Here is a 14,521-nt window from a genome sequence, read left to right on the forward strand (position 1 = left end):
GAGACTATGTTATTCGGACTTGATGGCGTCGAGATTGGCCTGATCATCATCTTTCTGTCTCTGTTTGGCGGAATCCTTTCCGGTTTTCCGGTGGCGTTTGCCATTGGTGGCTCGGCTGTTATTTCCTTTTCGATCATCGCCGGGCTGGATAGCGCCGGTTATCTGGTTCATCAGGCGATCGATACGTCCAGCGATGCCTATAATGCGCTGATATCATCGGGGATACATGCCGACAAAATATCGGTGTTCAGAAACCCTGATCTGCCGCGCATCGCGCAGCCTGTGTTCGAACGTGGCTGGGAACACGCGATGAACACCATCCTCAGTTTCATTGTGAACCGGATGAACGAACGGGTTCTTGCGGGCGCGTCGATTGAAACGCTGCTGGCGGTGCTGATGTTCGTGCTGATGGGGATCACGCTGGAACGCTCGAAAATCGCAAATGACCTGCTGACGACAATGGCCCGTGTCTTTGGCCCGTTGCCCGGTGGTCTGGCCGTTTCGGTTGTGGTTGTGGGCGCGTTTCTGGCGGCTTCAACAGGGATTGTTGGTGCGACCGTGGTAACGATGGGTCTGCTATCATTGCCCACCATGTTACGGCATAACTATTCGCCGGAACTGGCGACAGGGGTGATTGCGGCCTCGGGTACATTGGGGCAGATCATTCCGCCCTCGATCGTGATTGTGCTATTGGGCACATTGGCGGGTGACCTTTATTCCGCGGCACAGGAACAGCGCGCGCAACTTGTGGGTTGTTCCGATGCCCTGACCTATCTGGGCGAAGCGGCGGTGGTTTCGGTCGGCACATTGTTTCAGGCAGCAATTCTGCCGGGGATCATGCTGGCATTCCTCTATGGTCTCTATGCCTTTGGCTATGCTCTGGTAAAACCACACAAGGCCCCGCCGGTGCCTGCAATGGAAACCACAGGCGAAAAGATTGGCCGTAAAGGTGCGCTGACATGGTTTCTGCTGGCACCCGCGGTGTTGATTGGTGGTATGTTCTTAATGGGCAGCTTTGGCGTGGTCGGATCACAAGCGATTTTGGTCGACAGCTATTCCGACGCAACTGAATCCACTTCCTTGCGCACAAATGTTTCCGATCAATGTAAAGCGGCGATCATTGAATTGCACGGGCAGGAAAAATGGGATGCGGCCGTGGCCCAGCAAGCAGCGATTGACGCGGCTGGCGGGGCACAGGCAAGCCACAAACTGACCGAGGAAGAACTGGTTGCGGCCACGGATGCCAAGGTTGCAGCGGCTGCGCCGATCGGGTCGGGCATTGCCATCTTCTTTACCTTCATGGCGCTGATCCTTGTGTTTGCCCGTGGCATCGCACCATCCGCCGATCCGCGCCCGATCCTGATCGGGCTGGCCGGTGTTGCGCTGGCGTTTATTGCAGATATTGCGCTGATCACGCCGCTAAGCACACCCGGGATGACCACGCTTTACCTGCTTATCCCCGCGTTACTGACGTTCTATGGCGTTTATCATGCGGCAATCCGGTTGGGTAAAAACGAACTGCTGGCGGTGGTGTTCCCGCCGCTTGTATTGATCATTGCTGTGCTTGGCTCGATCCTGGGCGGGATTACCAATCCGACACCGGCGGCCGCGCTTGGGGCGGGTGGGGCCATTCTGCTGGCGGCCTATCGCAAATTAAAAGATGAAGGCGGCACTGGAAAGATTATCATAATGGCGACATTCGCGATTATCGTGATGATCCTTGTCGGGGTTAACTTTGATTTGAGAATGAACCGCGGCACGGTGCCGTTCGAGGATATTCTGGCCTTTATTGTTGCCAAAGGCGCCTATCTGTTTGCAATGTTCGGAATCCTTTATGGCTGTGTTGTGCTGTATCGCGGTGCGGTGCTAACGCCGATTGTGCGCGAAACAGCCAAGGTGACCAGTATGGTGTTCACCATTCTGATCGGCTCGCAATTGCTGAACCTTGTGGTGATTTCATTTGGCGGAGAGGAATATATTCAGGACTTCCTGAAAAGTTTCGACAGCGAAATGAAAGTGTTCCTGATCGTGATGGTCGTATTGTTCTTCCTTGGCTTTGTGCTGGATTTCCTTGAAATCATCTACATCGTAATCCCGATTGTCGGGCCGGTGATTTACGGCGGCACGTTCGATCCGAAATGGGTAACGATCATGATCGCGGTGAACCTGCAAACATCGTTCCTGACCCCGCCGTTCGGCTTTGCGCTGTTCTATTTGCGCGGGGTGGCACCGCCCAGCGTGACAACTGGCCATATCTACCGCGGGATCATTCCGTTCGTGTTGATCCAGGTGGTCGGGCTGGCGTTGTTGTGGAGCTTCCCCAGCGTGGTTACCATCCTGCCAAACCTGTTCGCGAACTAGGCTCTGGAGAAACCATAGAATGAAAAGCCCGCTGAGAAGCGGGCTTTTTCGTTAGTCTTTCTGGGTTGGCAATATATCCGGCAACGTAATTTTCGCCACCTGCTCGGCTATCGGATCAATTGACAGCGGGTGCGTATCGGCATCGAAACTGTCCGGATCCTCCAGCGGTTCCCAATCTCCGTTGCGGTAAATCTCTAGCGCCTTGAACCCTGCTTTGTAAGCCATCTTGGGGCTGCCGGGCACCCAGTAGCCCAGATAGACATAGGGCAGGCCGGCACTGCGGGCGATATCGATATGATCAAGGATCAGATAGGTTCCAAGGCTGTTCTTGGTCAACTCGGGCTCGAAAAACGAATAAACCATGCTGACCCCGTCATCGAACACATCGGTTAGACAGACAGCGGCCAGATCGCGGGTGCCGTCATCCGAGGGGGCGGTATATTCGATCACCCGGCTTTTGATCGGGGTTTCCTCGATCATTGCGGCGAATTCGAAAATGTCCATATCTGCCATGCCGCCATCGGCATGGCGATGTTCCAGATAACGGCGAAACAGATTGTATTGATCTTCGGTCGCCCAGGGGGACATGGCGTTGCGCTGCAACTCGGCGTTCTTTTTCAGTACACGGCGCTGGCTGCGGCTGGGGGCGAAATCGGCCACCTTGATGCGGGCGGAGAAACAGGCAGAACAATCGGCGCAGGATGGGCGGTACAGCACATTTTGCGACCGCCGGAATCCCTGTTTGGACAGGGCATCATTCAGTTTTGTGGCAAACTCCCCTTGCAGGGCTGTGAACAATTTACGCTCCATCCGCCCGTCCAGATAGGGGCAGGGCTGGGGGGCAGTCACATAAAACTGCGGGGCTATGGGAAGGCTGTGGCGCATCTGGTTAATACGGGTCCGAAGTTTTTATTCAAATTCAAGATAACAACGGCGGGGCGTTGCGCCATCCCCTTTTGCAAAAAGCGGTTAAGGCGACCCCGAGAGGGGCCGCATTACCAGTATTTTAGGAGTCGACAGGCTCGTCTGCTTCTTTGGCCTTGCGGGCGCGCTCGCTCATAAAGTCGTCAAATTCCGACTTGTCTTTGGCGTCACGTAGCCGCTCAAGGAAGGCTTCGAAATTGACCTGTTCCTCTTCCAGGCGGCGCAGGGTATCGGCCTTGTAGGCATCAAACGCCGTGTTGCCCGATGATTGATAGGCGTGGTGGCGTTCCATGCGGCGGCGGGAATGACGGCAAGAACCTTTGAACATGCGTTTGCTCCAGATCATATAAAACAGAAGGGCGAGGCCAACAGGCCAGAAGAAGATAAATCCAAGGACCATAGCGATAATCCATGCGGGTTTGCCGCGCTCATCCAGCCATGTTTCGGCCTGCGATGGCCATGTTGCGACAGTGCTCATTTGGGTCTCCGTTTGTTTGGGTTTCGGGTTTGATGTGAATGTCTTTCACATTACCAAGATTGGCATTTACGGTGCGCCTTGCAAGGGTAAATGTAAATAGATTTTACATTATTTTTGATTAAGAAGTAAAATCAATAGGTTGCGCGCCGGAAATCAGCTGTAATTCGGCCGGATTTATCGAAAAGACATGGCGCGGGGTGCCGGCGGCGGCCCAGACGGTATCGAAGTCCAGCAGTTTCGGATCGAAAAATGCGCGGATTGGCGACAGATGCCCGACTGGGGATACCCCGCCGATGGCAAAACCGGTCTGGCTGCGGATCAGACCCGCATCGGCCTTGCCCAAAGGCTCGCCTGCGACCTTGCTGGCCGCATCAGAGCACACCTGATTGCTACCAGCGGTAATGAACAACACCGCTTCATTCGTGTTTTCCCCGCGAAAGATGATGGATTTGGCGATCTGGTCCAGCGCACAGCCCACTGCATCCGCAGCATCCTGTGCGGTGCGGGCGCCATTGCTCATTTCAACGGGGGTTGTGTTTACCCCTGCCGCTTCCAGCGCGCGGATCACACGTTTCAGGCTTTTGCTCATCTGCGTTTCCCATATTGCTGACCATAACTATTCCCTGCCGGAACAAATCCTGCAACCCCTGTTGACCCCCCGTGCCGCGCACCCCATCCTTGCCGCATGAATTTCGCATCCCGTATAACCCGCACCCCGATTCCCCATAATCCCGAACGCGGCGCCGAGGTGGCGGCCGTTTTTGCCGATGCCCCGAAACCGTTGCAAAACCTGATCGAAGGGGCGGCGGGGTGCAGCCCCTATCTGTCGGCGGTAATGGCGCAGCAGGCCGAATGGCTGTCGGGTGCGTTTGATGATCCGGCCACGGCTTTGCAGGCACAGTATGAGGCCCTGAAACAGGCCCCGCTGGACCAGTTGAAACCTCTGTTGCGCCAAGCCAAAGCGCGGATTGCGGCGCTAACGGCGCTGGCCGATTTGGGCGGGATTTGGCCGTTGGAGCAGGTCACCGGCACCCTGACAGAATTTGCCGATCTGGCGGTGGATGTGTCGCTAAAGGCGCTGGTGGCGGCGGAGATCAAACGCGGCAAGCTGCCCGGCATGGGGCCGGATGACGTGGCCAGGGCGGGCGGCATGGTGGTGCTTGCGATGGGCAAGATGGGGGCGAGGGAGTTGAACTATTCCTCGGACATCGACCTGATCTGCCTGTTTGACGAAACCCGCTATTCGGACGATGACTACCATGATGCCCGCGCCGCCTTCATCCGCGTGACCCGTAAAATGAGTGCGCTTTTGTCCGACATCACCGGCGAAGGCTATGTTTTTCGTACCGATCTGCGCCTGCGCCCGGACCCTTCCGTCACCCCCGTTTGCCTGTCGATGGACGCCGCGATGCGCTATTACGAAAGCCTTGGGCGCACGTGGGAACGCGCCGCCCACATCAAGGCGCGCCCCTGCGCTGGCGATCTGCAGGCAGGGCAGACGTATCTGAAAAACCTGTCACCGTTCATCTGGCGCAAACATCTGGATTTCGCCGCCATTCAGGACGCCCACGACATGCGCCTGCGTATCCGCGAGCACAAGGGACTGGGCGGGCCGATCACGCTGGAGGGCCACAACATGAAGCTGGGGCGCGGCGGTATCCGCGAGATCGAATTCTTTACCCAGACCCGCCAGATCATCGCCGGTGGGCGTGATCCTGATCTGCGCGGCCGCGAAACCGTGCCAGCCTTGCGGGCGCTGGCGGCCAAGGGCTGGGTTGAACCGGATGTGGCCGAATTGCTGATCAAACGCTACCGCAGCCACCGCGAGGTGGAACACCGCCTGCAAATGGTAAATGACGCGCAAACCCACGACCTGCCCAAAGCGCCGGACGAATTCGACCGGCTGGCGCAATTCATGGGGATCAGCGACACCGAAAAACTGCGCAGCCGCCTGATGTCCGATCTGACCGAGGTGCATGAGTTGACCGAGGGCTTCTTTGCCCCCACCGTCATGCGCGCTGACCCTAATCCCGATCTGTCCGAGGGTGCCCAAGAGATCATGGCCCGCTGGGGCAGTTATCCTGCATTGCGCAGCGCCCGTGCGGTGGAAATTTTTGAACGCCTGCGCCCCGATCTGCTGGCGCGGCTGCAAAAGGCCGCCAATCCGGCCGAGGCCTTGGCGCAGTTTGACGGGTTTCTGGCCGGTCTGCCTGCCGGTGTGCAACTGTTTTCCCTGTTTCAGGCCAACCCGCAACTGATCGACCTGATCATAGACATCTGCACCACCACCCCCGCGCTGGCCCGCCACCTGTCGCGCAATTCGCAGGTGCTGGATGCGGTGTTGGGCGGGTCGTTCTTTGAACCCTGGCCCGGTGCGGCGGTGCTGGAACAGGAGTTGGCGGCGAAACTGGCCGCGGTAGAGGATTACGAAAGCAAACTGGACACGGCGCGCCGCTGGAAGAAGGAATGGCATTTTCGCATCGGTGTGCATCACCTGCGCGGGCTGATTGATGCGCAGGAGGCAGGGCAGCAATATGCCGATCTGGCAGGGGCCAGCGTGGCGGCGCTGTGGCACCCCGTGGTGGACCATTTTGCCCAAAAGCACGGTGCGCCGCCGGGCCGGGGGGCGATGGTGCTGGGAATGGGGTCGCTTGGGGCGGGGCAGTTGAACGCAACATCCGACCTTGACCTGATCGTGATCTATGATGCGGACGGGGTCGAGGCCTCGGACGGGCGCCGCCCGCTACAGGCGCGGCCCTATTATGCGCGGCTGACACAGGCTTTGGTGACCGCACTGTCCGCGCCAATGGCCGAGGGGCGGCTTTACGAGGTCGACATGCGTTTGCGCCCGTCAGGACGGCAGGGGCCGGTGGCGACATCGCTGCAATCCTTCATGGCCTATCAGCAGGACGAGGCCTGGACATGGGAACATCTGGCCCTGACCCGCGCGCGATCTGTGGCAGGGAACGGGGCGCTGGGGGACGAGATCGAGGCGTTTCGCGCGACCCTTCTGGCCGACAAAGGCAAACTGCCCCGCGTCTTGCCCGATGTGGCCGACATGCGCGCCCGTCTGGCCGAGGCAAAACCCGCCCGTGATGAATGGGAGGCCAAGCTGGGCGCAGGCCGGATGCAGGACATCGAGTTGGTGGCGGAAACGGCGGCCCTGTTGGCGGGCGATACTGCCCGCGATATTGCGGGGCAACTGGAGGCAGGTGAGCGCATCGGCTGGCTGACCGGCGAGCAGCGGCAGATATTGCAACGGGCCTATGACATGCTGTGGCGGTTGCGCGGCACGTCCAAATTGCTGAGCGAACAGGCGCTGAATATGGGGGCCTTGGGCGAAGGCGCGCGGGCCTTTGTTTTGCGCGAACTGGGGGCGGACAGCGTGCAGGCGGCGGGCAACGCGCTTGATACTGTCGTTGCGGCGTCCCATATGGTCGTGGATGGATTGTTGCCTGTGAAGATGCAGGATTAATCAGGGCGCAACAGGAAACGCGAATGACGATGACTGAACTGGACTCGCGCGGTTTGATCCGCGAAAGCTATCGGATTGAGGGGATCAACGCCCCCGAATGTCGCTCGATCTTTCTGGATTGGGCGCTGGGGGCTGTGGCGGGGGACGATCTGAAGTTGCAGATTGCAAAGCTGTTGGCGCAGTACAGCGATGAATTTCCCGACCACCCGATGACGCAGGTCTTGCGCGAAGGTCTGGCCGAGGCCGCCCCGAACAAACGGCGCGGCGGTCGCAAGGCGCGGCTGGAGCGTTAAAATAGCCCTATCGCCGCGTTGAAATGTTTTATAACAGGGGGCCATGACACAAACAGCCCCCACACCCGCCCCCTCTCTCGCCGTTGTCCGCCTGAAACCCAAAGCCGAAGCCCGTGCCATCCGCCACGGCTTTCCCTGGGTGTTCATTGATGAAATCGTCACCGACCGGCGCACCAAGGCGCTAAAGGCCGGCACGCTGGCGCGGTTGGAAGACCATGATCGCCGCCCGCTAGGGCTGGTGGCGGTGAATATGGCGTCTAAAATTGCCTGCCGGATGCTGGATCGCAACCCCGATGCCGTGGTCAATGTGGACTGGTTCAAGGCGCGGGTTGAACGGGCGCTGACCCATCGTGCCCGTCTGTATGATGCGCCGTTCTATCGTTTGATCCATGCGGAATCCGACGGGTTGCCCGGTGTGGTGATCGACCGTTTCGGCGATGCCGCAGTGATCCAGCCCAATGCGGCCTGGGCCGAGGTGCATCTGGACATGCTGGCCGAGGCCGTGGCCGATGTCACCGGCGTTACCACTATCGTGAAAAATGCCACAGGCCGTTCGCGCGCGCTGGAGGGGCTGAACGAGGAAACCCTGCTGCTGCGCGGCGCGCTGGACGGGCCGATTGCGGTGCCGATGAATGGTGCGACCTATATGGCGGACCTGCTGGGCGGACAAAAAACCGGCCTGTTTTACGATCAACGCCCGAACCATGCTTTTGCGCAACGCCTGTGCAAAGACGCCCGCGTGCTGGATGTGTTTTCCCATGTTGGCGGCTTTTCCTTGGCGGCTTTTCCTTGGCGGCTTTGGCTGGCGGCGCGGCCCATGCGCTGGCGGTTGACAGCTCGGCCCCTGCGCTGGAACTGGCCACGGCCGGGGCCGAGGCCATGGGGCAGGCGGCGCGGTTTGACACGCGCAAGGGCGATGCCTTTGCGGTGATGGAGGATCTGGCCAAGGAAGGTGCATTGTTTGACGTGGTGATCTGTGATCCCCCCGCCTTTGCGCCGGCCAAACCGGCCCTGCATGCGGGTTTGCGCGCCTATGAACGGGTGGCGCGGCTTGCGGCGCCTCTGGTGGCCGAGGGCGGTTATCTGGGCCTGTGTTCCTGTTCACACGCGGCGGATTTGAATGCGTTTCGCAATTCCTCGGCGCGCGGCATTGGCCGTGGCGGGCGGCGCGGGATGCAGATTTATTCCGGCGGGGCGGGGGCGGATCATCCGTTGCTGCCGCAACTGGCGCAAAGCGGCTATCTGAAGGCGCTGTTTTTCCGGCTGGACTGATGCGGATCCTGATTGACGCCTGTGTGCTCTACCCAACCGTGATGCGCGAAGTGTTGCTGGGAGTGGCGCGGCGCGGGTTGTTCACGCCGCTGTGGTCGGCGCGGATACTGGAAGAATGGGCACGCGCGGCGGCGCGTATTGGCGATGGACAGGAAGATGTGGCGCGGGGCGAGATTGCCTTGTTGCGCGCCGGTTGGCCAAATGCCGAAATCAACTATTCGGCAGAACTGGAAGCCGGGTTGCACCTGCCTGACGCGAATGACACCCATGTTCTGGCGGCGGCAATCACGGGCAAGGCGGATGTTTTGCTAACGATGAACCTGAAAGATTTCCCCACCCGAAGCCTGACCGGCCACGGGGTGATCCGTCGCGATCCGGACGGGTTGCTGTGGGAAATGTTCATTGAAAATCCTGATGTTGTGGGGGGCGTGGCCGAAAATGTCCGCCAGACAGCCGAGCGTTTATCGGGGCAGGATTGGGATATGCGCAAGCTGATGAAAAAGGCGCGCCTGCCGCGCTTGGGCAAGGCGCTGGTGGCATAAATCTGCTGATTTTGAATAGGTAAGGAATATCTTACTATCCAAAAAGCGGGATAATCTGTTAACCTTTCGCCATTCAATGACGAAGACTCGGCAATTTTCGCCGAATACGACCAAGACCAAAACCGGAAAATAAACACTGCCTGTCGGAGGCAATATTACACCTGACTCTGCGCCTGAATTTTTGCGCGGGAAAACACATTTTTTACTGGAGAGTGAAATGTTTATTTCAAAACAAACCCTGTTTGCCGCTGTTGTGGCATTGTCTACCCTTCCGTTTCTGGCGCATGCTGGGGAAATTCCAACCAAAAAACAAACCGACCTAGGCCTCTATGTCACAGCAGTCGAGGCCGCTGATATGTTGCAGGACCCCAATGTGGTGCTGGTCGATGTGCGCAGCCGCGTCGAAGTGGCCTTTGTTGGCATCCCGAAGCGGGCCAATGTGAACATCCCCTATAAAATCATGCCGGGGTTTGCCGAATTCAATCCGGAGAAGGGCACATATTCCATGGTTCCAAACCCCGATTTTGCCAACGTATTTGATGAATATGCACAGGAAAACGGCATATCCCGAGATCGCAAGATTATCCTGATCTGCCGGTCCGGCAGCCGCAGCGCGCGGGCCGCGAATGTGCTGGCAAAACTGGGTTACACAAACGTTTATTCACTGGTGGACGGGTTTGAAGGTGACAAGGCGGCAGAAGGACCACAGCGCGGACAGCGGGTGGTGAATGGCTGGAAAAATGCCGGTCTGGAATGGAGCTATAAACTGTCGGAAACGCAGGTTTATCCGGAAGATCGCTAAGCCTATTTTGCGGGATTCCAGCGATTTTCCATCGCTTCGATTGCCTTGATCCGTTCGGTGGTTTTCGGATGGCTCAGCAGCCAGGCGGGCGCGCTGCCCCCATTGGATTTGGTCAGCGCGTCCAGTTTGCGAAACAGATTTTTCTGCGCCTCGGTGCCGATCCCCGATTTGGTCAGCAGGGCCGATGCATAGGCGTCGGCCTCGTATTCGTCTGACCGTGACAGGCGGGCGGCCAGCAGGGTGGTCAGAAAGTTGGCGATGTAGACGCCAAGGCCGGGAATGAAACGGGTGAACACCATAATCATTGCGGTACGCAAGGCGTTCTGGCCGGAAAAATCAATCATCCGGCGGCGGGAATGGCCAAGGGCGACGTGGCCCAGTTCATGTGCAATCACGCTGGCCATTTCCGGCCCTGTGACCTCGCCTGCGCGGTATTTGTCATAGAATCCGCGGGTAATGAAAATGCGCCCGTCCGGCGCTGCCAGCCCGTTCACGGGGTCGATTTCATAGATGTTGACGCGGATGCGGTGCAGATCCAGCGCATGCGCCATTTTGTCGGTCAGCTTTTTCAGATTGAGATCGGCCAGTTCGGTGGATTTCGCATCCAGCTCGCGCGAAGTGCGCCAGACCGAAAAGCGGTACATGACGAGTGCGTATAGGATGGCAATCAGGATCGGGGTCAGGCGGAGCATAGGGATTATATGGCGATGGCGGGTTGCCGTGGCAAGGGCGGATGCCTGCGACGCAGGTATTTGGGGCAAGAAGAATGGGGGATCAGGGTTTGCGGGGGTGTTTCATGGCGTGGTGCAGCCAAAAGCCAAGGCCGATGGTGACCACCAATGCGGCAAGGAAACCGCTGGCGTTTCCGAGGATGTCGGCGACCTCGGTTATGCGGTCGGCAAACAGGTAGCCAAGGCTGACGTAGAGCGTGACCCAGACGGCTTCACCCAAAGCGCCCCACAAGGTGAAACCGGCCCAGTTATATCCTGTTGCCCCGCCGCCAAAGTTGACATAGGGGCCAAGCGGCGAAAACAGCCATCGTGACAGGAACACGCCGAGGCCGCCATAGCGCATGGTCAGGGTGTTGGCCTTGTCCAGCAGAGCCTTGCGTTTGGGGGCGCGGGCCAGCCATGCGCCGGCTTTGCGGCCAATCTGGAACCCGGTCTGATCCCCCGTGACAGCCCCCAGATAGGCGGCGGAAACGGCACTGGTCAGGCCAAGGTCACCACTGGCGACAAAGCCGCCACCGGCCAGCATCATCAGGGACGAGGGCATGGGGATGGCAAGGCAGCTAAGGAAGGTGGTGACAAACAGCATGATTGCGCCATAGTCGGCGACAAGAGACAGCAGCAGATCGGTCATTCGGCGGCCTTGCGGGCTTTGATCCTGTCCAGTCGGGATTGTAGTTCCTGAAGGGTAATCCCCTGATCTTTCAACAGGTTTTTAAGGTGGATGCGGGAAACGCTGGATGGGTCAATACCCAGAACCTGTTCCAGTTCATCCGCCGTCAAATCATAGGAATAGGCCAGATAGCGCGGCGTCATCCAGCCCTCGAGCGGCTGGTTTTGGTGGGCGGGATTGCTGAAATAGATCGTGACAACCACCAGCCGGACGGCAAACATAAGGGTTGCCGCCGCCGCCAGAACAAAGGCCAGCAACAGCAGTTTGTGGTTTTGCCACAGATTTTTCAGACCGCTTGTCATGGGGTATCCTTGGCCGGTTTGCAGGTCAGGTCAATGCCTTCATGCCGCGAGTGATGCCTTCAAGCGTCATCGGCACCATCCGGTCCTCGAAAATCTCGCGGATCATCGCGATAGAATGGGTATATTGCCAATGCTCCTGCGGCAGCGGGTTGATCCACAGGTTGTCGGGCCATTGCTCGCGGGCGCGGCGTAGCCATGTTTCGCCGGTTTCTTCGTTCCAGTGTTCATTCGCCCCGCCGCGATAGGCAATTTCATAGGGCGACATCGAGGCATCGCCGACAAAGATGCATTTATAATCCGGCCCGTAGGTGCGCAGCACTTCCCACGTCGGAATCTGGTGGTTCCAGCGCCGGGCGTTGTCTTTCCACACGCCTTCATACAGGCAGTTGTGGAAGTAATAGTATTCCATATGCTTGAATTCGGCGCGGGCGGCGGAAAACAACTCCTCGACGATTTTGATATGCGGGTCCATTGATCCGCCGACATCCAGAAACAGCAGGATTTTCACCGCATTGCGCCGTTCGGGGCGGGTTTTCACGTCAAGATAGCCATGTTCGGCGGTGGCGCGGATGGTGCCATCCAGATCCAGTTCTTCATGCGCGCCGTCCCGCGCCCAGTTGCGCAGGCGTTTCAGGGCGACCTTGATATTGCGGGTGCCCAGTTCCACGCTGTCGTCAAGGTTCCTGAAATCACGCCGGTCCCAGACTTTGACGGCCCGCTGGTGGCGTGAGCGGTCCTGCCCGATGCGCACGCCTTCGGGGTTGTAGCCATAGGCGCCAAAGGGCGAGGTGCCGGCGGTGCCGATCCATTTGCTGCCACCCTGATGGCGTTTTTCCTGCTCTTTCAGGCGCTCTTTCAGGGTTTCCATCAGCTTGTCAAAGCCGCCAAGGGCTTGGATCTCGGCCATTTCTTCCGCGCTCAGGTGTTTTTCCGCCATTTTCTCCAGCCAGTCGGCGGGAATATCGACCGCGTTCAGCACATCGTCAAAGCTGATATGCTCCAGCCCCTCGAAACTGGCGGCAAAAGCGCGATCGAACTTGTCCAGATGGCGTTCGTCTTTGACCATGGCGGTGCGGGCAAGGTAGTAGAACCCTTCGACGTCATAGGTGACAAGGCCGCGTTTCATGCCTTCAAGAAAGGCCAGAAATTCGCGCATGCTGACCGGCACATCGGCGCCGCGCAGGTTTTCAAAGAAACGCAGGAACATGGGTGGCTATGCGCCCCGCGCGGTAAAGATGGTGTAGAACAGGGCGATCAGACCGAAAATCAGCATATAAACCGCTACATATTGCGCGATGTCCTTGACGTTGCCACCTTTGCGCATGGCGTGATAGGCACCAAGGCCGGCACCGAACAGGGCAGCGAAATATATAAGCAGCATGGTGTCCTCGTCTGGTTGCGGTTTACTTTGGCGTCAGGGCAGCGATGCCCGCAAGCCGGTCAAGCGCGGCCTTTTTGCTGCCAAAGGCATAGCGCGCCCACCCCAGACTGTCGAGCCGCACTTCGCGGGCTTCGGCGGTGTGGTTCAGCAAATCCAGTGCCTCGGCCTTGATCATCAGCACCATTGACAGGGTGACAGCATCCTGTGCCTGCAACAGGGCGGGCAGGCTGCTGTTGGCCTGATTGATTGCGATCTGGGCACCACCGTCACTTAGGGAAATGGCCGCCAGTTGCATGGTGATCTGTGCGGCCTGAAGGCACATTTCCGGTCGGCCACGGAAGATTGAAAGCGCCTCGTGAAAGGCACTGCGGGCAAGGCCGGCATCCTGGGCAAGGGTCAGGCGGCCCAGTTTGTGCAGGCTGAATTCGGTGCGCACATCTGCCCAGCCGTGGTTGCGGGCGATTGTGACGGCCCGCATGGCGGCGGCTCGGCGGGCAGAATGGCTTTTGGCGGGATTGATGGTCTGACGTATGGCGCTTTCCCAGCTTTTGGGCGTTACACTGACCGGCGCGCGACCCGAGGCGAATTGGCCAGCAGGGTTCATGCTGGCCAGTATACGGGGCAGGGCGGCGGCGGCCTGTTGTCGGGTTGTGCCGTTGTGCAGATCGGGTGCGTAATAGGCGCGTAGCACCAGCATATCGAAACCGGTCAGGATGGAATGGTAATTATCATCATTGAATATACTGTCGGGCAGGCGAAACAGGTCGTTCAGGGGGCCAAGGGCCTGGGCCAGCTCCTCGTGCAGGCAGTCGCGCATTTCCTGAGGGCTGACGTTGTCGGGGATGAATATGGCCATTTGCGTGCGTTTGCGCAGGGTCTTCCAGTTGGTGATACTGTCATGCCGGTACCTGCGGTAGTCATTCCAGTTGGAAACACCGGGCACAACAAAACAGGCGGCGGTGGGGCGAAGGCGTTTGAATTGCCCGCTGGGAACCATATTGATCGAGATATTAGCCGATTTTGCAGCTGTAGCCCGCCGGATGTCGATACCGGCCTCGTTACGCAGGCGTGATAGCAGGGCATTTAGGTCGTATGAAAGGGTAGACGGTGGGGTGCCATTGGTGCGCACGGTGATCGGCCCGTCAAAACGGGTCATAAAGGGCAGGATTTCGCCGCTTTCCATTTGAAATGACAGGTCCAGAAAATCCTGTGCGATTTCGCGATTGCTTCGGGTTGGCGGGCCGACATGGGCTGGCCCGAATTGCTTCATCGGCGGCATAGGCCCGGTAT

The 14,521-nt window shown here is 58.6% G+C and carries 14 protein-coding genes and 1 pseudogene; 6 read left to right on the forward strand and 9 right to left on the reverse strand.

The window, feature by feature from the left end; translation table 11 throughout:
- The first annotated feature begins 6 nt into the window (after nt 1–6).
- The gene (locus ACQY4M_RS04520) at nt 7–2,361 is read left to right on the forward strand and encodes a TRAP transporter large permease (RefSeq protein WP_428541362.1); all 2,355 of its coding nucleotides are present in this window, start codon (nt 7–9) and stop codon (nt 2,359–2,361) included.
- A gap of 51 nt (nt 2,362–2,412) precedes the next feature.
- On the opposite strand, the gene ACQY4M_RS04525 is transcribed toward ACQY4M_RS04520, so the two are convergent.
- The 3 genes from ACQY4M_RS04525 to ACQY4M_RS04535 all read right to left on the reverse strand — a co-directional run bounded on the left by ACQY4M_RS04525 (nt 2,413) and on the right by ACQY4M_RS04535 (nt 4,352).
- Nucleotides 2,413–3,246 (reverse strand): arginyltransferase, encoded by an 834-nt coding sequence (locus tag ACQY4M_RS04525; RefSeq protein ID WP_428541365.1) that lies wholly within the window; start codon nt 3,244–3,246, stop codon nt 2,413–2,415.
- Nucleotides 3,247–3,367: 121 nt separating this feature from the next.
- Nucleotides 3,368–3,763 carry a DUF2852 domain-containing protein gene (locus ACQY4M_RS04530; RefSeq protein WP_428541368.1) on the reverse strand — a complete coding sequence of 132 codons (396 nt, stop codon included), beginning with the start codon at nt 3,761–3,763 and terminating at the stop codon, nt 3,368–3,370.
- A 118-nt stretch (nt 3,764–3,881) separates the two neighbouring features.
- The gene (locus ACQY4M_RS04535) at nt 3,882–4,352 is read right to left on the reverse strand and encodes a YbaK/EbsC family protein (RefSeq protein WP_428541371.1); all 471 of its coding nucleotides are present in this window, start codon (nt 4,350–4,352) and stop codon (nt 3,882–3,884) included.
- 96 nt (nt 4,353–4,448) lie between these two features.
- Between ACQY4M_RS04535 and ACQY4M_RS04540 the strand changes: the two genes are divergently transcribed.
- The 5 genes and pseudogenes from ACQY4M_RS04540 (at nt 4,449) to ACQY4M_RS04560 (ending at nt 10,147) form a co-directional block, all read left to right on the forward strand.
- Nucleotides 4,449–7,238: a glutamine-synthetase adenylyltransferase gene (locus ACQY4M_RS04540; protein WP_428541374.1), complete on the forward strand. Its 2,790-nt coding sequence runs from the start codon at nt 4,449–4,451 to the stop codon at nt 7,236–7,238.
- A gap of 23 nt (nt 7,239–7,261) precedes the next feature.
- The gene (locus ACQY4M_RS04545) at nt 7,262–7,531 is read left to right on the forward strand and encodes a hypothetical protein (RefSeq protein ID WP_428541377.1); all 270 of its coding nucleotides are present in this window, start codon (nt 7,262–7,264) and stop codon (nt 7,529–7,531) included.
- Between the two features lie 43 nt (nt 7,532–7,574).
- A pseudogene (locus tag ACQY4M_RS04550) lies at nt 7,575–8,803 on the forward strand (RSP_2647 family RNA methyltransferase).
- Nucleotides 8,803–9,345 (forward strand): RSP_2648 family PIN domain-containing protein, encoded by a 543-nt coding sequence (locus tag ACQY4M_RS04555; protein ID WP_428541380.1) that lies wholly within the window; start codon nt 8,803–8,805, stop codon nt 9,343–9,345. Before ACQY4M_RS04550 ends, ACQY4M_RS04555 begins: the two are co-directional and overlap by 1 nt.
- Nucleotides 9,346–9,562: 217 nt before the next feature.
- A complete protein-coding gene (locus ACQY4M_RS04560) occupies nt 9,563–10,147 on the forward strand; it encodes a rhodanese-like domain-containing protein (RefSeq protein WP_428541383.1) in 585 nt (194 codons plus the stop codon).
- Nucleotides 10,148–10,149: 2 nt separating this feature from the next.
- Here the strand turns inward: ACQY4M_RS04560 and ACQY4M_RS04565 are convergent, their stop codons facing one another.
- The 6 genes from ACQY4M_RS04565 to ACQY4M_RS04590 form a co-directional block, all read right to left on the reverse strand.
- Nucleotides 10,150–10,839, reverse strand: coding sequence for a M48 family metallopeptidase (locus tag ACQY4M_RS04565; protein ID WP_428541386.1), 690 nt, complete (start codon nt 10,837–10,839; stop codon nt 10,150–10,152).
- A gap of 82 nt (nt 10,840–10,921) precedes the next feature.
- Entirely contained in the window at nt 10,922–11,509 is a 588-nt protein-coding gene (locus ACQY4M_RS04570; RefSeq protein WP_428541389.1) for a DedA family protein, read from the reverse strand.
- Nucleotides 11,506–11,850, reverse strand: coding sequence for a hypothetical protein (locus tag ACQY4M_RS04575; RefSeq protein ID WP_428541392.1), 345 nt, complete (start codon nt 11,848–11,850; stop codon nt 11,506–11,508). The genes ACQY4M_RS04570 and ACQY4M_RS04575 overlap by 4 nt, the downstream gene beginning before the upstream one ends.
- 25 nt (nt 11,851–11,875) lie before the next feature.
- Nucleotides 11,876–13,057 carry a vWA domain-containing protein gene (locus tag ACQY4M_RS04580; protein WP_428541395.1) on the reverse strand — a complete coding sequence of 394 codons (1,182 nt, stop codon included), beginning with the start codon at nt 13,055–13,057 and terminating at the stop codon, nt 11,876–11,878.
- A 6-nt stretch (nt 13,058–13,063) separates the two neighbouring features.
- Nucleotides 13,064–13,231 carry a hypothetical protein gene (locus ACQY4M_RS04585; RefSeq protein WP_428541398.1) on the reverse strand — a complete coding sequence of 56 codons (168 nt, stop codon included), beginning with the start codon at nt 13,229–13,231 and terminating at the stop codon, nt 13,064–13,066.
- Nucleotides 13,232–13,253: 22 nt separating this feature from the next.
- On the reverse strand, nt 13,254–14,510 hold the full coding sequence (locus ACQY4M_RS04590) for a DUF2927 domain-containing protein (protein WP_428541401.1): 1,257 nt from the start codon (nt 14,508–14,510) through the stop codon (nt 13,254–13,256).
- Nucleotides 14,511–14,521 lie beyond the last annotated feature (11 nt).

It is taken from the genome of Profundibacter sp., assembly GCF_965277155.1.
Classification (GTDB): domain Bacteria; phylum Pseudomonadota; class Alphaproteobacteria; order Rhodobacterales; family Rhodobacteraceae; genus Profundibacter.